The sequence below is a fragment of the Micrococcus sp. NPDC078436 genome (genome assembly GCF_040702705.1).
GTDB lineage: Bacteria > Actinomycetota > Actinomycetes > Actinomycetales > Micrococcaceae > Micrococcus.
Genome location: NZ_JBFBLX010000012.1, coordinates 66490 through 83374 on the forward strand (window position 1 = coordinate 66490; position 16885 = coordinate 83374).

At 75.3% G+C, this 16885-nt stretch carries 18 protein-coding genes; 2 read left to right on the forward strand and 16 right to left on the reverse strand.

Annotated elements, in window-relative coordinates:
• Positions 1-332: 332 nt before the first annotated feature.
• From AB0302_RS08110 to AB0302_RS08180, 15 genes are all read right to left on the reverse strand, one after another.
• Positions 333-1265, reverse strand: coding sequence for a DUF2520 domain-containing protein (locus AB0302_RS08110; protein ID WP_366371220.1), 933 nt, complete (start codon positions 1263-1265; stop codon positions 333-335).
• Positions 1262-2896, reverse strand: a complete 1635-nt coding sequence (locus tag AB0302_RS08115) for a PH domain-containing protein (protein ID WP_366371221.1) — start codon at positions 2894-2896, stop codon at positions 1262-1264. The genes AB0302_RS08110 and AB0302_RS08115 overlap by 4 nt, the downstream gene beginning before the upstream one ends.
• Complete coding sequence (locus AB0302_RS08120; protein WP_366371223.1) at positions 2893-3405, reverse strand: PH domain-containing protein; 513 nt, start codon at positions 3403-3405, stop codon at positions 2893-2895. The genes AB0302_RS08115 and AB0302_RS08120 overlap by 4 nt, the downstream gene beginning before the upstream one ends.
• Complete coding sequence (locus tag AB0302_RS08125; protein ID WP_366371225.1) at positions 3386-3919, reverse strand: DUF3180 domain-containing protein; 534 nt, start codon at positions 3917-3919, stop codon at positions 3386-3388. The genes AB0302_RS08120 and AB0302_RS08125 overlap by 20 nt, the downstream gene beginning before the upstream one ends.
• On the reverse strand, positions 3916-4521 hold the full coding sequence (gene folK, locus AB0302_RS08130; RefSeq protein ID WP_366371227.1) for a 2-amino-4-hydroxy-6-hydroxymethyldihydropteridine diphosphokinase: 606 nt from the start codon (positions 4519-4521) through the stop codon (positions 3916-3918). The genes AB0302_RS08125 and folK overlap by 4 nt, the downstream gene beginning before the upstream one ends.
• Positions 4518-4916 (reverse strand): dihydroneopterin aldolase, encoded by a 399-nt coding sequence (folB, locus tag AB0302_RS08135; protein ID WP_366371229.1) that lies wholly within the window; start codon positions 4914-4916, stop codon positions 4518-4520. Before folB ends, folK begins: the two co-directional genes overlap by 4 nt.
• The gene (gene folP, locus AB0302_RS08140) at positions 4913-5809 is read right to left on the reverse strand and encodes a dihydropteroate synthase (protein ID WP_366371231.1); all 897 of its coding nucleotides are present in this window, start codon (positions 5807-5809) and stop codon (positions 4913-4915) included. The genes folB and folP overlap by 4 nt, the downstream gene beginning before the upstream one ends.
• Positions 5810-5858: 49 nt before the next feature.
• A complete protein-coding gene (gene folE / locus AB0302_RS08145) occupies positions 5859-6479 on the reverse strand; it encodes a GTP cyclohydrolase I FolE (RefSeq protein ID WP_366371249.1) in 621 nt (206 codons plus the stop codon).
• Positions 6480-6511: 32 nt separating this feature from the next.
• Positions 6512-8599 (reverse strand): ATP-dependent zinc metalloprotease FtsH, encoded by a 2088-nt coding sequence (gene ftsH / locus AB0302_RS08150; RefSeq protein ID WP_366371233.1) that lies wholly within the window; start codon positions 8597-8599, stop codon positions 6512-6514.
• Between the two features lie 177 nt (positions 8600-8776).
• Positions 8777-9328 carry a hypoxanthine phosphoribosyltransferase gene (hpt, locus tag AB0302_RS08155; RefSeq protein WP_298710738.1) on the reverse strand — a complete coding sequence of 184 codons (552 nt, stop codon included), beginning with the start codon at positions 9326-9328 and terminating at the stop codon, positions 8777-8779.
• Between the two features lie 52 nt (positions 9329-9380).
• Positions 9381-10652, reverse strand: coding sequence for a tRNA lysidine(34) synthetase TilS (gene tilS / locus AB0302_RS08160; RefSeq protein ID WP_366371236.1), 1272 nt, complete (start codon positions 10650-10652; stop codon positions 9381-9383).
• A 13-nt stretch (positions 10653-10665) separates the two neighbouring features.
• Positions 10666-11862, reverse strand: a complete 1197-nt coding sequence (locus AB0302_RS08165; RefSeq protein WP_319075810.1) for a zinc-dependent metalloprotease — start codon at positions 11860-11862, stop codon at positions 10666-10668.
• Between the two features lie 72 nt (positions 11863-11934).
• A complete protein-coding gene (gene dacB, locus AB0302_RS08170) occupies positions 11935-13404 on the reverse strand; it encodes a D-alanyl-D-alanine carboxypeptidase/D-alanyl-D-alanine-endopeptidase (protein ID WP_366371238.1) in 1470 nt (489 codons plus the stop codon).
• A complete protein-coding gene (locus tag AB0302_RS08175) occupies positions 13401-13925 on the reverse strand; it encodes a helix-turn-helix domain-containing protein (RefSeq protein ID WP_319075698.1) in 525 nt (174 codons plus the stop codon). The genes dacB and AB0302_RS08175 overlap by 4 nt, the downstream gene beginning before the upstream one ends.
• A gap of 58 nt (positions 13926-13983) precedes the next feature.
• Positions 13984-14292: a hypothetical protein gene (locus AB0302_RS08180; protein WP_366371240.1), complete on the reverse strand. Its 309-nt coding sequence runs from the start codon at positions 14290-14292 to the stop codon at positions 13984-13986.
• A gap of 103 nt (positions 14293-14395) precedes the next feature.
• Between AB0302_RS08180 and AB0302_RS08185 the strand changes: the two genes are divergently transcribed.
• Positions 14396-14983, forward strand: a complete 588-nt coding sequence (locus AB0302_RS08185; protein ID WP_366371242.1) for an inorganic diphosphatase — start codon at positions 14396-14398, stop codon at positions 14981-14983.
• Positions 14984-15081: 98 nt separating this feature from the next.
• Positions 15082-15714 carry a hypothetical protein gene (locus AB0302_RS08190; RefSeq protein ID WP_248118405.1) on the forward strand — a complete coding sequence of 211 codons (633 nt, stop codon included), beginning with the start codon at positions 15082-15084 and terminating at the stop codon, positions 15712-15714.
• 120 nt (positions 15715-15834) lie between these two features.
• Here AB0302_RS08190 and AB0302_RS08195 read toward each other — a convergent pair whose 3' ends face one another.
• Entirely contained in the window at positions 15835-16677 is an 843-nt protein-coding gene (locus tag AB0302_RS08195) for an HAD family hydrolase (RefSeq protein WP_319075691.1), read from the reverse strand.
• Positions 16678-16885: the final 208 nt, after the last annotated feature.

Sequence of the window (16885 nt, forward strand, 5' to 3'; positions counted from 1 at the left end):
GGCCTTCTTCGCCTGTGACGAGGCCATCGTCGCCAGCTCCACGTGAAGGCCCCTCTGCGTCGCCACGCTCCATCGGTCCGCCGCTCGCATGCCGTCGAAGAGGCGGGAGACATCGGAGAAGTCCAGGACCTCCAGCACCACCCAGAGGCGCATGCGCCCGTGGCAGCGTGCGGGCGACCTCGTCGAGTCTCGTCGAGCCTCGCCGTTGTCAAGCGTCATGCCGCGTCCACGCAGGAGTGACCGCTGCTGTACCACCGTGGTGGACGTCTTCAGCGGACGCCTTCGGCCTCCGGTCGGCGCGGCGCCGGGACGGGGTGGACGTGCTGGGCTCCTCAGGCGTCGTCGGGCTCGGCGAGGACGTCCAGGACGCGGGCCGCCGCTTCGTCGCGCAGGGCCCCGCGGGCGGCGGCGCGCCGAGCGGTCGCGGCCGCGAGCGCCTCCCACGTGTCCAGCACGTCGGCGGGCATGCCCTCGGCCACCAGCTCGCGCAGGGTGTCGCGATGGGCGCGCACGGTCTCGACGTCGCCGCGGGCCACCGGGCCGGTCAGGGCGTCGTCGCCGTCGGCCAGGGCGTTCTCGAGCGAGGCGCTCAGGAGCGGGCGCAGCAGCCGCTCGGTGTCCGCCATCCCGATCTGCCGCAGCAGCTGCGCGGCCTGGGCCGTGACGGTGACGAGGTGGTTCGAGCCGTGGCTCAGCGCCGCGTGGTAGACCGCGCGGTCCGCCTCCTTGATCACCACGGGCTCGCCGCCCATCTCCACCGCGAGCGCCTGCGCCACGGGCAACACGACGGGATCCGCGGTCACGCCGAACACGCAGTCCCGCAGTCGGGCGAGGTCCAGGCTCAGCCCTGTGAAGGTCATGGCCGGGTGGATGGCCAGCGGGATGGCCCCGGCCGCGCGCACGGGGCCCATCACGCCCACGCCGTAGCGGCCCGAGGTGTGCACCAGCAGGTGGCCGGCCTGCACGTGCCCGGCGGCCACGAGCCCGGCCACGAGCTCCCCCAGGACGTCGTCCGGCACCGCGAACAGCACCATCTCGGAGCGCCGCAGGATCTCCGGGACCTCCAGCACGGGCACGTCCGGCAGCAGCGCCTCGGCCCGGATCCGGGAGGCCTCGGAGACGGCGTGCACGCCCGTGACGGTGTGCCCCGCGTTCCGCAGGGCCGCGCCCAGCACGGCGCCCACCCTCCCCGCGCCGATCACCCCGACGCCGAGCCGCCCGGGCCGCTCCCGCGGGTCCAGGCTCGTGTCCAGTCCGCCGGTCATGCGCTCTCCTCTCGGGGGGCGACGGCGACGCCCGCCACCGCCAGCTCGCGCCGCCCGACGTCGGTGCTCGCCACCTCGCGCGTGCGCTGCTCGAAGCGGTCGAGCTCCTCGGGGGCCATCCACCGGTTGCGGTCGGCCAGGCGGCGCGACCGGGCGGCGTGCCCCGACTCGAGGGCGAACAGCTCGAGGGCCTCCGCCTCGTCGAGGTCCGGAACGGTGGCTGTGGCGCCGGCCATGCCCACCGTGACGGTGGCGATCCGCAGACGCCGCTGCACCGGCCCCTGGTTCAGCGACGCGGTCTGCATGCGCTCGTGCTGCAGGGTCTGGAACGAGCGGTTCCACCGCCCGCGCCGCACCACGAGCAGCGTGCGCGTGGTGGTGCAGCCGGTGCGGTGCCAGGACCGCAGGTTGAACCACCAGCGGGCGCGCCGCGGGATGTGCCGAAAGCCGCCCTCGGTCCCGGAGCCGTGCAGGCCCAGGTGCATGAGGCCGGCGGGGGTGAGGCCGGCCTCGGCGCGGGGGTCGCCGTCGAGCCCGGGATCCGGAGCCGCCACGGTGAGCACCCGGAGCACATCCTCCCAGCGGCCCACCGGCAGGGCCGTGCTTCGCTCGCCCCCGGAGCCCCCGCCGTAGCCGGCCACGGACACCTTCACGCGATACCACCCGAACGGCCGCCAGAACAGCGGCTGGGCGACGGTCACGCCCTGCACGCGCCCCGGCGGGATGGTCTGGGAGGTGGTCTCGGTGAGGCCGTGGCGCAGGCGCAGCCCATCCGGGGAGCGGCGCACCGTGAACCCCCAGCCGGAGTTCAGCCCGGACCACAGCCCGCCCAGCAGCGCGAAGCCGAGGGGCAGGGCCGGGGCCCCGATCAGGCCGAGCACCGCCATCTCCTCGCCGTCCAGCCACGAGGAGGGCACCAGGCGCGCCGCCACGGACACGGCGGCCGCCCACAGCGCGAACGCCACGGCGACGCCGGCCACCGACCCGGAGAGCAGCACCGAGCCGACCAGCCGGCCGGGGGGCACGGTGAGCATGAGCTCGCCCTCGTCGGCGGCGCGGTGCAGGTCCGCGGCCGAGGCCGACGGCGGGACGTCTCCGGTCACCGCCCCAGAGGCGCGGTCCAGGATCTCGCGGCGCACCTGTTCGGCCTGCGTGCGCCGGAGGTAGGCGAGCTCCAGAGCCGACTCGCCGCCGTCGGCTGCCTCCACCTTCACGGTGGCGAGGCCCAGGAGGCGGGCCGGGAACGGGTGCTGGAGGTCGACGGCCTGGACGCGGTCGTACTTCATCTGGCGCCGGGAGCGGAAGATCCAGCCCTGGCGCAGCTCGATCTCCTCGGTGCCGAGGCGGAAGCGCGTGAACCGCCAGGAGAAGTAGAACGCGAGGCAGACCAGCGTGAAGACGCCCGCGGCGATCGCCCCGCCGATCAGGAGCGAGCGCGGGTCCACGGGGTCGCCGGAGGCGGTGTGGGACTGGCCGAGCGCCCCGGCCACGGCGTCCTCCACGAGGTCCCGGCCGATGACGAAGACCATCACGAGCAGCCCCGTCCAGCCCTTCACCCAGGGCGAGGCGGGGTGGACGCGGGCCCAGCCGTCGTCGTCGGTGCGGGGTGGCTGGGGAGCGGCGGCGCTCACAGCCCCGCCAGCCGGGCCTGGCCGCGGGCCATGAGGACCTCGCGCAGCTCGTCGCACGTGGCGGCGGGGATGCCTTGGAGCTCGACGTCGGGCCCGGAGGCGGCGGTCTTGAGCGTGAGGGTCTGCAGGCCGTGGCGGCGCAGGAGCGGGCCGTCGGAGGTGTCCACGTACTGCAGTCGTCCGTACGGCACGGCATTGAGGGTGCGGAACAGCACGCCCTCGCGCCACAGCAGGTCGTCCTCGCGCTCTGCCCAGCCCATGGCCCGCACTCGGCGTGGGATGAGGACCAGGTCCGTCACCCAGGAGACGAGCACGAGCGCGGGGAGGCCCCACGCGGCCCAGGTCCAGAAGTCGGGCCACACGCCGAGACGCTGGAGGAGGAGCGGCACGCCGAGGACCGCCAGCCCGATCAGGTGTCCGATCGTGGAGGCGGTCAGCTTCACGGTGGTCAGCTTCGGCGAGACGGGCGTGAAGACCACGCCGTCCTGGTCAATCCCGGCCACGTGCATACCCTCCATCGGTCTCGGGGCGGCCCCGTCGGCCGCCTCCCGGGAGTCCATCCTGCCCGCCCGCGCCGCCGCCGCCATCCTCCTCAGGGGGGATCCTGCACCAGACCTCCACCACGAGGCCCGCCACGAGCATCACCAGTCCGCCCACGGTCAGCAGGGCGGCATCCACCACGGTGGGGGCCCGGGTGCCCGTGTGGGAGGCCACCTGCCCCGCGACGCCGGCGTGCCAGCCGGCCAGCGCCGCGCCCGTGAAGCCGACGGCCTGGCCCAGGACCAGCGTGCGCGCCGCGGCCAGCGGGTCCATGCGCTCGGCCACGGGCTTCTCGCGGTCCCGCCGCACGCGCCACGCCAGCGCGAGGACGAGGACGCAGACGGCCGCCGCCGTGATGAGGCCGGTGCGTCCCACGGCCGGAGCGGGCAGGCCCATCGAGGGCGCGGCCAGGGCGGCGAGCCAGCCGAGCACGCCCGCAGCCAGCAGCACGACGGCGGTCCACGCCGAGCGCAGGGAGGTCACGTCGCGTCCCTCCCGGCCTGCCCCGGCCCGCCGAGAAGGCGGGCGCGGCGGGGCGCCGCACGGCGGACGCCCCCGGCGTCGGCGGCGCGCTCGGCGAGCTGCGCGACGGGCTCGCCCGCGAGCTCGGCCGCGGGATCGAGCCACAGCCACGGCAGGAGCACGAAGGCCCGCTGCGCGGCCCGCGGGTGCGGGAGGGTGAGGTCCGGGTGGTCGCTGCGCAGCTCGCCGTAGGCGATGAGGTCGACGTCGAGGGTGCGGGCGCCCCAGCGCTCCGAACGGCGGCGGTGGTGGTCCTGTTCGAGCCGGTGCGCCAGGCCGAGGAGCTCCCACGGGGAGAGGCTCGTGCGGATCCGGAGCACCTGGTTGAGGTAGTCCGGCTGTTCGGGCGGGCCGCCCACGGGGGCCGTGACGGCGCGGGGGGACGCCTTCACGTCATGGACGTCGGGGGTGACGGTGATGACGGCGACGGCGTGGTCGAGGGTCTCCCGGACGTCCCCGAGGTTGGCCCCGAGCGCGAGCACGGCCGTCACCGGCTCGTCCGGGCGGGCGGCCAGCTCCGGCGTCGGGGCGGGCCCCTCGGCGGGGTGGGACGCGGGGCTCATCTCCCCTCCTCCCTCCGGCGGAGCACCGTGACGGCCGCGTCGGCGAAGTCGTGCTGGATGGGGGCCTGCGGCTTGTGCACGGTGACCTCCACCGCCTCCACCACGGGCTGCTCCGCGAGGACGGCGGCCGCGATCCGCACGGCCAGCGTCTCGATCAGGTCCACCGGCTCGCCCGTCACGAGCCGGACCACGGTGTCGGCGACCTCGCCGTAGTGGGCGGTGCGGGCGAGGTCGTCCGTGGCGGCGGCAGGGCCGGCGTCGAGGTGGAGCACCACGTCCGTGACGAACGGCTGCCCGTCCCGGCGCTCGTGCTCGAACACGCCGTGCCGGCCCGCGGCCGTGAGGCCGGTCAGGCAGATGCGGTCCGGGGCGGTGCCGTGCCCGGCCGCGCTCACGCCGGCACCTCGGCCGAGAGGGACCTCCCGAGCCACGAGGCACCGCGCCACGCCGCGGCGGCGCGCACCGCGGCCGCGCTGGAGGGGACGTCGTGCACGCGGACGGCCCACACGCCGTGGAAGGCGGAGAGCGCGCTGACCGCGGCGGTGGCGGCGTCCCGCTCGGTCGGCTCCGGGGCCGCGCCGTCCGCGTCCTCCAGGAGCGAGCCCAGGAAGCGCTTGCGGGAGGCGGCCACCAGCACGGGGTGGCCCATCGCCTGCAGCCACTCGAGGCCGCGCAGCAGCTCCCAGTTCTGCTCGCCGGCCTTCGCGAAGCCGAGCCCCGGGTCCAGGATCAGCTGCTCGCGCTCCACGCCCGCCGCCATGAAGCGCTCCGCCACGGCGCGCAGCTCGCACACCACGTCCGGCACGGTGTCCGCGTACTCCGCCAGTCCGTCCATGGCCTGGGGCTTGCCGCGGTTGTGCATGAGCACGTACGGCGCGCCCGTCTCGGCGATGAGCTCGGGCATGTCCGGCTCGTGGACGAGGCCGGAGACGTCGTTGACGATCACGGGGCCCAGCTCGAGGGCGGCCCGCGCGGTGGCCGTGTGCATCGTGTCCACGGAGACCACGGCCCCGTCGGCCAGCAGCGCCTCGACGACCGGGAGGATCCGCTCCTGCTCCTGCTGCGGGGGCACGGCCTCCGCGCCCGGGCGCGTGGACTCGCCGCCGACGTCGATGATGTCCGCCCCCTCGGCGAGCATCCGCCGCGCGTGGGCGAGGGCGGGGCCGACGGCATCGTGGGCGCCGCCGTCGGAGAACGAGTCCGGGGTGACGTTCAGGATGCCCATCACCAGGGTGCGGTCCGCGGGCAGGGCGCCCAGCAGGGCCCGGTTGGCCTCACGCGTGCTCACTGTGTCCTCCTCGTTCGGGGGCGGCGCCCGCGGGTGCGCCCGACGTCGCTCAGCCGTGCATGATGAGGCTCATGGCCTCGGCCCGCGTGGACGGGTCCCGCAGCTGCCCGCGCACGGCGGACGTCACGGTCCTGGCGCCGGGCTTGCGCACCCCGCGCATGGACATGCACAGGTGCTCGGCCTCGACCACCACGATCGCACCCTTCGGCGCCAGGTGCTCCATGAGGGCCTCCACCACCTGCGTGGTGAGCCGCTCCTGCACCTGCGGTCGGCGGGCGTAGAGCTCCACGAGCCGGGCGAGCTTGGACAGCCCCGTCACCCGCCCTTCGGCGGAGGGGATGTAGCCGATGTGCGCCACGCCGTGGAAGGGGACCAGGTGGTGCTCGCACGTGGAGTAGAAGGGGATGTCCTTCACCAGCACGAGCTCCTCGTGCGCGATGTCGAACGTGGTGCCCAGCACCTGCTCGGGGCTCTGGTGCAGGCCCGCGAAGAACTCCGCGTACGCCTTGGCCACGCGCTTCGGGGTGTCCTGCAGCCCCTCGCGGTCCGGGTCCTCGCCGATCGCCTCGAGGATCTCCCGGACGGCCCGCTCGATGCGCGGCCGGTCCACGGCGGTCGAGCGCGGATCGAACGTGCCGGGCACGCCCGGGAACGCGTCGTCCTCGCCCATCGGGCCGTCGTCGTGCAGGAGCAGGTCCGGGTTCACCACGTCGGCCCCTTCCCGGGGCCGGGCGCGTTGCCCGGGCCGGTGGCCGGCGGCGTGCCGCCGGGGGCGTCTCCGCCCAGCGACGACGGCGGCGCGCCCTCGGGAGCGACCGGCACCGTGCTGTCCGAGGTGCCGACGGGCGCCTGCTCCTCCGCGTCGCGGCGCGAGCGGCGCTCGACCGGGGAGAGGACCGGCGGCACGTCGTGGGGGAGGCGCTCGTCGGCCGCGAGCCAGAGCTCCCGCTCCGGACGCTTGCGCACGTCCGCGAAGATCTCGGCGATCTCCTCCTGGTTGAGGGTCTCCCGCTCGAGGAGCTCGTAGGCGAGCCGGTCGAGGATGTCACGGTTCTCGGTGAGCACCCAGTGGGCGTCGGCGTGCGCACCGTCGAGGAGGGCGCGGACCTCGGCGTCCACGAGGGAGGCCAGCTCGTCGGAGTACTCGCGGGACGAGCTGCCGGAGCCCCCGCCCACGAACGGCTCGGAGTCCCCCGTGCCGAGCTTCACGGCGCCCACGCGGGAGCTCATGCCGTACTCGGTGACCATCTTGCGCGCCGTCTCGGTGGCCTTCTGGATGTCGTTGGCCGCGCCGGTGGAGGGGTCCTTGAAGACGACCTCCTCGGCCACGCGGCCGCCCATCGCGTAGGCCAGCTGGTCGAGCAGCTCGTTGCGGGTGACCGAGTACTTGTCGCTCTCCGGCACCACCATCGTGTAGCCCAGGGCGCGGCCGCGCGGCAGGATCGTGATCTTGGTGACGGGGGCGGAGTTGCGCAGGCCCGCCGCCACGAGCGCGTGGCCGCCCTCGTGGTAGGCCGTGACCTTGCGCTCGTGCTCGTTCATGAGGCGCGTGCGCTTCTGCGGGCCCGCCATCACGCGGTCCACGGCCTCGTCCAGGGCCTTGTCGTCGATCACGTTGTTGTTCGAGCGGGCCGTGAGCAGCGCCGCCTCGTTGATGACGTTCGCCAGGTCCGCTCCCGTGTAGCCCGGGGTGCGCTTGGCCAGGGAGCGCAGGTCCACGTCCATGGCGATCGGCTTGCCCTGCGCGTGGACCTCGAGGATCTTCGCGCGGCCCTCCAGGTCAGGGGCCTCCACGGGGATCTGCCGGTCGAAGCGGCCGGGGCGCAGCAGCGCCGGGTCCAGGACGTCCGGGCGGTTGGTGGCCGCGATCATGATCACGTTGGTGGAGGCGTCGAAGCCGTCCATCTCCACGAGCATCTGGTTCAGGGTCTGCTCGCGCTCGTCGTTGCCGCCGCCGATGCCCGCGCCGCGGTGCCGGCCGACGGCGTCGATCTCGTCCACGAAGATGATGGCCGGCGCGTTGTTCTTGGCCTGCTCGAAGAGGTCGCGCACGCGGGAGGCGCCCACGCCCACGAACATCTCCACGAAGTCCGAGCCGGAGATCGAGTAGAAGGGCACCCCGGCCTCGCCGGCCACGGCCTTGGCGAGCAGGGTCTTGCCCGTGCCGGGAGGGCCGTAGAGCAGCACGCCCTTGGGGATCTTGCCGCCCACCGCGTGGAAGCGGTCCGGGACCGTGAGGAACTCCTTGATCTCCTCGAGCTCCTCCACGGCCTCGTCCGCGCCGGCGACGTCCTTGAACAGGACGTCCGGGTTGTCCTTGTTGATGAGCTTCGCGCGGGACTTGCCGAACTGCATGACCTTGCCGCCGCCGCCCTGCATGCGGGAGAGGAGGAACCAGAAGAACAGGGAGATCAGCAGGAACGGGACCATGAGGCCCAGCAGCGAGGTGAGCCAGTTGCTGCGCACCGGCTCGTCCGTGTAGCCGTCCAGCGCGGACTGGTCCACGGCCGCGACGACGTCGTCCGCGCGCGCCGCGGAGAAGTGGAAGTAGACGTCCTTGCCGAGGTCCCGGCCGTCCTGCTCGTAGGGCTCACGGAGGGAGAGGTCCACGCGCTGGTCGCCGTCGACCACGCGGGCCTCCACGGCCCTGTCGTCCTTCAGCATGGACATGCCCACGTTGGTGTCCACCATCGCGCGGCCGCCCTGGCTCGTGGCCAGCGGGATGGCCATCCCCAGCACGAGGAGCCCGAGCAGGATCCAGACGTAGGGCTTGTTGAACAGCTTCTTCACGGTCCGTCTGTCTCCTGGTCTGCCATGTCCCGGCGGGACGCGGGCCGGGTGCACGGAGGCGCGGCCCGGGCCTTGGGTCACTGCACCACGGTACCGGGCGGGCGGAGCGGCGCGGGGACGGGCCGCGGGGAGTTCGCCGCCGGTGGACAGCCCCCTCTCCCCCGCGGGCGGCAGGGGTCAGCTGTAGACGTGCGGGGCCAGCGTGCCGACGAAGTCCAGGTTGCGGTACTTCTCGGCGTAGTCGAGGCCGTAGCCCACCACGAACTCGTTGGGGATGTCGCGGCCGACGTACTTCACGTCGATCTCCACCTTCATCGCGTCCGGCTTGCGCAGCAGCGCGCAGATCTCCACCGACTCCGGGCCGCGGGACTCGAGGTTCGCCTTGAGCCAGGAGAGGGTCAGCCCCGAGTCGATGATGTCCTCCACGATCAGCACGTGGCGGCCGGTCAGGTCCGCGTCGAGGTCCTTGAGGATCCGCACCACGCCGGAGGACTTGGTGCCGGAGCCGTAGGAGGACACGGCCATGAAGTCCATCTCGACGTGCGAGTGCAGGGCCCGGGTGAGGTCGGCGACCACCATCACGGCGCCCTTGAGCACGGCCACGATCAGGAGGTCCTTGGACTCGTAGTCGCGGTCGATCTGCGCGGCGAGGTCCGTGATGGTGTCCTGGACCTCCTCCTTGCTCATGAGGACGTGGGTGAGGTCTTTCCGGACATCCTGTGCGTCCATGCGGGTGCCGCTCCTGGGTGCTCGTGCGGGTGGGGCCGGCGCCCGGTCGCGGTCAGCAGCCGGGGCGTCGGGGGATGAGGACCAGTCTGGCACACGGGCCCCCACCGTCGGCCTGCCCGGAGGACTCCGCGACGCACGTCACTCCGGGCCCCTCCCGGACCGCACGCACGCCGCCGGCCAGCTCCACGGGACCGGCCGACGTGCCGCCCCGGCGGGCCCCCGTGACGAGGGTCTCCACGGCGAGCACCCGTTCCCGAGAGAGGTCCTCCGCCCCCGCCCGGCGGGCGGCGCGGACGATCACCCGGCGGCGCACCGCCGGCGGCAGGGCGGCCAGCCCGTCCAGATCGAGCGCCACCACGACGCCGGGCGCCTCCCCCACGGGGCGCCCCGCCTCGGCCACGGGGTCCGGAGCACCCGCAGCGGCACGCGCGTCCCCCAGGAGCAGGCCCGCGAACTCCCGACCGGCCCACGCGTCGAGGGCGTCGGCGTCCTCGGCGGCCAGGGCGGCGGTGCGCGTGAGGGCGTCGCGCACGCCGGGGCCGAGGCCGGCGTCGGGGTCCTCGAGGGCCGGCAGGACGCGGGTGCGGATCCGCGAGCGCAGCAGGGCCGGGGCCCGGTTGTGGGGGTCCTCGAACCAGGCGATCCCGGCCCACCGGCAGATCGCCTCGGTGTCCGCCCGGGTGAGGCCGAGCAGGGGCCGGGCCACGGGGATGCCGCCGGGCAGGGTCCCGCGCGTCGGGATCCCCGCGAGCGACCGGGTGCCGGATCCTCGGGCGAGACCGAGGAGCACCTGCTCGGCCTGGTCGTCGGCGGTGTGCGCGGTGAGCACGAGGGCGAGGGCGTCGGCGGACGCGGCCTCGGCGGCGCGGGCCAGAGCCTCCCGACGCGCGGTGCGGGCCGCGGCCTCGGGGCCGTCCCCCGCGGGGACCACCCGCACGGGCGTCACGGTGACGGGGTCCAGGCAGAGGCCGCGGGCGACCTGCGCGGCGGCCGCCGCGACCGCCGCGCTGCCGTCCTGCAGCCCGTGGTCCACCACGACGGCGCCCACCGGACCCAGCGGCCGCCCGGCGCGCGTCGCCGTCAGCACGGCGCAGGTCACCGCGAGGGCCAGGGAGTCCGCCCCGCCGGACAGCGCCACGAGTGCCCGGGGGGCCTGCGCGCCCTCCTCGGCCCGCGCCCGAGACGACCCGCGCCCACCGGTCGCGCCGCCCTCGGCGTCCGGTCCGAGGACCGTCCGCACCGCGGCCACGGCGCGGTGGAGGGCCCCCGGCCAGCGGGCGCGCCGCGGCCACGGGGTGACCGCGTCCAGGGCGGGGAGCGTCACCGGAGCGGACCCGTCAGGCCTCGGCGCGGATCCGCGCCACCCACGTCTCGGGCGCGTGGATCTCCGCCTCGCTCGGCAGCAGCTCCGGGGCGTCCCACACCACGTTGAACCCGTCCATGCCGATCTCCCCGACCACGGCGTCCACGAACCGCTGGCCGTCCCGGTACTGGGCCATCTTGGCGTCCATCCCCAGGATCCGGCGGATCGCCCGGTCCACCGCGGAGCGGCGGTCCCCGCGCTCGTCGAAGCGGCGGCGGATGGTCTTGACGGAGGACACGACGGAGGAGTCCACGGCGTCCATGACGACGTTCGCGTGGCCCTCGAGCAGGGACATCACGGCGGTCACGCGGGACAGGCGCTCCCGGTCCTCCTCGTCCTGGAACGCGCCGAGCAGGCCCAGGCTCGGCCGGCCCGACGTCACAGCCGGGCCCGCCTCCCCGCCGGCGTGGCTCGCGACGCCGCCGCCCCGACCCCGCACGGACCCCGCCAGGGGGTTCGCGGCGGCCAGGGCGGAGCGCAGCCGCTCGGGCAGGGACTCGGCCTTGTCGAACAGCCCGCCGGTGAGCCCGGTGATCTCCGACCGCAGGTGCCCGCGCAGCCACGGGGCGGCGGCGAACTGGACCCGGTGGGTCTGCTCGTGCAGGCACACCCAGAGCCGGAAGTCGGCGGGGTCCACGTGGATCTCGCGGCGCACCTGCACCACGTTCGGCGCCACGAGCATCAGGCGGCCGCCCGCGGGGCCGGCGGGGACGCCGTCGGGCCCCGGGAGGGCGCTGAACGGGTCGTACTGGCCGAGCACCTTGGCGGAGAGCCACGCGAGGATGCCGCCCATCTCCAGGGCGGTGGCGCGCGTCGCGACGGGCGTGGTGGCGGCCTCGTACTCAGCCGGGCGCGTGGCCTGCAGGTGTGCGAACGTGGGGCCCAGAAGCGCCGCGAAGGACTGCGTGTTCGCGCGGGACCACGTGGGGCGGTCCACCACGAGCACCTGGGAGTCGAGCAGGTCCCGGGCCGCCTCGAGTCCGGTCAGCCGGTGGACGTGCGGCACGGAGGCCGCCGCGGCCGCACGGAGGCCCTCGGCCTCCCCGCGCGCCTCCCGCGCGGAGGTGCGCGGCCCGGCCACGGTGAGGGCCTCGGCCGTGCGGGCGGCGAACGCCCAGTCCACGGGGTGCACGGCGGGTGCGGCCGGGCCGGCGGTGGGGCCGCCGGACATGCGGGGCTGGTCTGCGCTCATGCGGCCCATCCCATCACAGGCGCCGGACACGGGACCGGGTCCGGTGCCCGCTCACAGGGCGGCGACCGCGGCCACCGCCTCGTCGATCGCCGCCCGCGCCGGCTCGATCTGCCAGTCGACCTCGGAGCACACCACGCTGAACGCGAGCACCCGCCCCGACGTCGTGGTGACGGTGCCGGTGAGGGAGACCGTCTGGTCGAGGGTGCCGGTCTTGGCGGCCACGGCGCCGCGTGCGGGCGGGGACGGGAAGCGCTCGCCCAGCGTGGAGTCCTCGCCGGGGCGCGGCAGCGCGTCCAGCACCCCGTCCTGGGCCGGCTCCGCCGAGAGCCCCGTCACCACCTCCACGAGCTGCTCCGGGCTCACCCGGTTGGCGGCGGCGAGGCCGGAGGCGTCCACGACGTCCATGCCCGCCGTGTCCACGCCCAGCGCCGCGACCCGACGCTCGAGGAGCGCGGCGGCGCCGTCGTGGGTGGCGGGGAGCCCGGCCGCCGCGGCCGCGGTGTGCGCGAGGGCCTCGGCCACCTGGTTCTCCGAGTGCATGAGCATGTGCTCGACCTGCGCGCGGACGGGAGCGGACGTCACCTCCGCCACGGACGCGGCCGCGCGCACCTCCTCGCGGGGCGCCTGCGTCGCGGGGACCTCCTCCCGCACGTCCACCTCGACGCCGCCCTCGCCCGCCTCCGCCGCGTCCTCCGCGAGGGCGGCGAGCTCGGCCTGGAAGGTGCGGGCGGCGGACGCGGCCGGGTCCGCCAGCCGGTCCTGTCCGGTCCCCGGCGTGGCCCGCCCGCCGTAGGTGGCCAGCGGCTGGACAGGGGCGATGTTGCCGCTCTCCACCATCCCCGTGGACCACGCCGGGTTGAGCGGGGCCTCGTCCTCGAACAGGCGCAGGTCCGTGCTCACCACCACCCGGCCGGTGACGCCGCGCTCGTCCAGCCCGGCCAGGGTCCGCTCCGCGAGGGTGCGCAGGCCGGCGCGGCCCGCCACGCTCGAAGGGTCCGAGGCCCCCGTGCCGAGCAGGACGTCGCCGCCGCCCACGAGCACCAGTTCCGTGGCTCCGCCGTCCGCCGCCGGACGGGCGACCACGCGGGTGGTGAGAGCGGTGTCCGGGCCGAGCGCGTCCACGGCGGCTGCGGCCGTCAGGAGCTTCATGGCCGACGCCGGCGCGACCGGCTCGTCCGCGCGCCGGGAGAACAGCACCCGCCCCGTGGCGAGGTCACGGAACTCCGCGGACGCCACCCCCGGGGCCGCCGCCAGCCCCGGCTCGACCGCGTCCGCCACCGCGGCGGCCGAGGGCACCTCCCCCGGGGCCGAGGTCGAGGCCCGCGGCGTCGGGGAGGGGGACGGCGTCGTCGTCGGGGAGGGGGACGGGGCGGGGGCGGACCAGACCGCCGAGGGGGCGGGCCCCGAGGCCAGTCGCGGGAGCAGGAAGTCCCGGGCCAGCATGCCGAGCAGGGTGGCCACGGCCAGCGCCAGCAGCACGCAGAGGACGACGATCGTGCGATCGGAGCGACGGTCGGTCACGACGCCACCGGGGTGGCGTCGCCCGCGGCGACGGACCGGGCCGCGGAGAAGAGGGCGACGAGCTCGTCCGCGCCGCTGCGGCGCGCGGCCTCGAGCACCGCGTCCCACTGCGCCGCGCTCGCCCGGTGGTGATGGGCCGCGGCGAAGGCGTCGGGTGCGGCGTCATCGAGGCGCGCGTCCGACGTCGCCGCCGCACCGTCACCGGTGACCGCACGCACGCGCGTGGTCAGCACGGGGTCCGACGCGCGGACCTCCTCCAGCACGGCGGCGCGGTCGCCCTCTCCCATGCGCTCCTCGAGCATGACGAGGCGCGCGTAGACGGCGGGGTTGCCGATCTTGATCCGCTGCCCGGAGCCGAGCTGGGAGAGCATCGGCGCGGACAGGCCGAGGACCCCGGCCAGGGAACGCTGGCTGACCCCGTACGCCTCGCGCAGGACGCCGAACCGTTCGCCCAGCGGCTGCCCGTAGAGCGCGCGCTGCTGGTCGAGGTTGTCCCGGAGGTCGTGATCGGTGAGAGCCATGCCGACCATGATGACGGACCCGCGGTTGCAGGTGCAAAGCCGCCGCGGCGTGCCGGCGTCAGTCCGCGACCTCGGTCCACGTGGACGCGCCGTCCACGCCGCGCACCTGCGTGCCGTGCTCCGCCGCGAGGCAGCCGTCCCCGAGGCGCACGGAGCTGGTGATCCGAGGGGAGCCGGCGGAGGAGGGAGTCGCGGGCCCGCCCGGGCCCGCTTCGGAGGACGTGGCCGGCGGCGCGGGGGCGGGCGTGGCGGACCCCTCGCCCACCTCTCCGCCCCGTCCTCCCAGGAGCAGTGCCAGTGCGGTCGCCACGGCCAGGAGCCCCAGGACGATCAGCGCCCACGCCCAGCCGCGAGTGCCCTGCCTCACGCGCCCCTCCGTCGCAGTGGCGGGGCGCGGCGGTAGGCTGGCGACAGTTCCGCCGGGCGGCGCGCCCGCCGTCCGGGAATCGCCCCTGTCTGAAGGAGAAGCCATGGCGCACGACGTCACCATCGAGATCCCCGCGGGCTCCCGCGTGAAGTACGAGTTCGACCACGAGACCGGCCGCCTGCGCCTGGATCGCGTGCTGTTCACCTCGATGCAGTACCCCACGCACTACGGCTACTTCGAGAACACCCTCGGCGAGGACGGCGACCCGCTGGACGCCCTCGTGTTCCTGCCGGGCTTCGACCTGGTGCCCGGCTGCATCGTGGAGGCCCGCCCGGTCGGCGTGTTCAACATGACCGACGACGGCGGCGGCGACGCCAAGCTGCTGTGCGTCCCCGCAGACAAGCGGTTCGACCACATCGTGGAGCTCGAGGACGTCGAGGAATCCCTCAAGGCGGAGATCGAGCACTTCTTCACCCGCTACAAGGACCTCGAGCCGGGCAAGTGGGTCAAGGCCGAGGGCTGGCAGGGCCGCGCGGACGCCGAGAAGGAGCTCGAAGCCTCCATCGAGCGCTTCGCCGCCGCCGGTGAGCACTCCCCGTCCGACGAGCCGCAGGGCCGCGACGTGGACACCGAGGAGGCCGAGCCGGCCACCGAGGAGGGCTCCGAGACCGACGTGCCGCAGGGCCGCTGACCCCCGGACCACCCCCGGCGCGTCCCGCGCCACGCACGACGGCGGCCGCTCACCCATCCGGGTGGGCGGCCGCCGTCTGCGCTGGCACAATCGAGCGCATGCTCGTGCTCACCCTCAACCAGCGGGACACCCCCGACGCCGGCGATCGCGTGGACGCCTTCCTGCGCAGCCTGGACGCAGTGCCCGGGCTCGAGGCGGCGGCGGCGCTGCCCTTCCAGCGTTCCGTGGGCGACGAGCTGATCGGCGCGGTCGAGGACCCTGCCCTCGCCGTGGACGTGGCGCTGCGCGCGCTGCGGGAGCGGCGCTGGAACGTGGGGGTCGGCGTCGGGGGCGTGATGCACGCGGACGGGACGCCGGGCCTGCCGGAGTCCGGGGACGTCCACGACGCCGGCGGGCCGGCGCTCTCCGCCGCGCGCCGCGCCGTGGAGGCGGCCGCCCTCTCCACCGCGCGCATCCCGCTGGCCGTGCGGGGCCGGGACGAGACGGCCGCGGCGGAGGCCGAGGCGGTGCTCAAACTGGTGGGCCAGCTCGTGTGGACGCGCACCGAGGCGGAGTGGGCCGTGCTGGACCTGCTCGTCCCCGGCGTGCGCGGCCAGCAGAGGCCCGCCGCCGAAGCACTGGGGATCACGGTGCAGGCGGTGTCCCAGGCGACGCAGCGCGCGTTCTGGAACGAGGAGCACGCCTGCCGGCCGGCTGCCGCGCGGCTGCTGGGCCTCGTCGATGCCGCCTGAGACAGCCCTCCCCCTGCAGCCCACCGGCGCCCGACTCCCCGCTGACGGCTGACCCCTGCGTTCCAGCCGCCGCGCCAGCCGGGTAGCGGCGGGAGCATCAGGCTCAGCGCCGGTGGGCCGTCAGACGGCCGCCGGCTCCTGCACGCGCACGCCCGCGGGGCGGTCGGCCTCCGGGACGAGCGACCACAGCACGTCCGCGAGGCCGTGGTCGTCCACCCCGCCGGTCACCTCGTCCGCGGCCTCCTTGACCTCGCGCACGGCCTGGCCCATGGCCACGCCGCGGCCGGCCCAGCGCAGCATCTCGAGGTCGTTGCGGCCGTCCCCGACCGCCACGGTGTCCTCGATGCCCACGTGGAGCACGGTGCGCAGCCCCTCCAGCGCCGAGGCCTTCGTGACGCCCGCCGCGGCGACGTCCAGCCACGCCGTCCAACCCACGGAGTACGTCACGCCGGAGAGGCCGATGCCCTCCACCGCGCGGCCGAACTCCTCAGCCGAGGAGTCCGTGGAGAACACCACGAGGCGCACGGCGGTGGCGTCCATGAGCGCGTCGAACGTGGTGCCCGTGGCGTCCACGCCGAAGGAGGCGTCCTGGAAGCGCTCGGTGGAGAGGAACCGGCCGTCCGGGACCTCCACGGCGTACTTCGCGCTGGGCAGGCGGCGGCGCAGCTGCGTGAGCACGGAGCGCGGCTCGAACGTGCGGCAGTCCGTCACCTCGTAGCCGTCCTCCAGGCCGCGGTCCAGGCGCAGGGTGACGCCGCCGTTCGAGCAGACCATGTAGCCGGCGTCGATCCCGAGGGACTCCCCCACCGGCAGCGTGGCCCCGCGGGAGCGCCCCGTGGCGATCACGACGTGGTGGCCCGCCGCGACGACGGCCTTGACGGCCTCACGCACGGGCTCATGCAGGTGCCCGTCGTGGTCCACGATCGTTCCGTCCACATCCAGGCATACGAGCTTCTTGGTCATGGCCCCACCCAACCACACGGCCCGGACGGGACAGCGACGCGCGGGTGAACAGCCGGGACGCCCCCTCACCCCCGAACGAGGTGTCACGAAGTGTGGGTATGCGGCCGCCATACCCGGGAGCTGGTTGCAGTACTCCACGGTGCGGCGGATGTGGTCCATGTCCGAGAAGTCGATCATCGGGTCGATCCCCTGGGAGAAGAGGTTCATG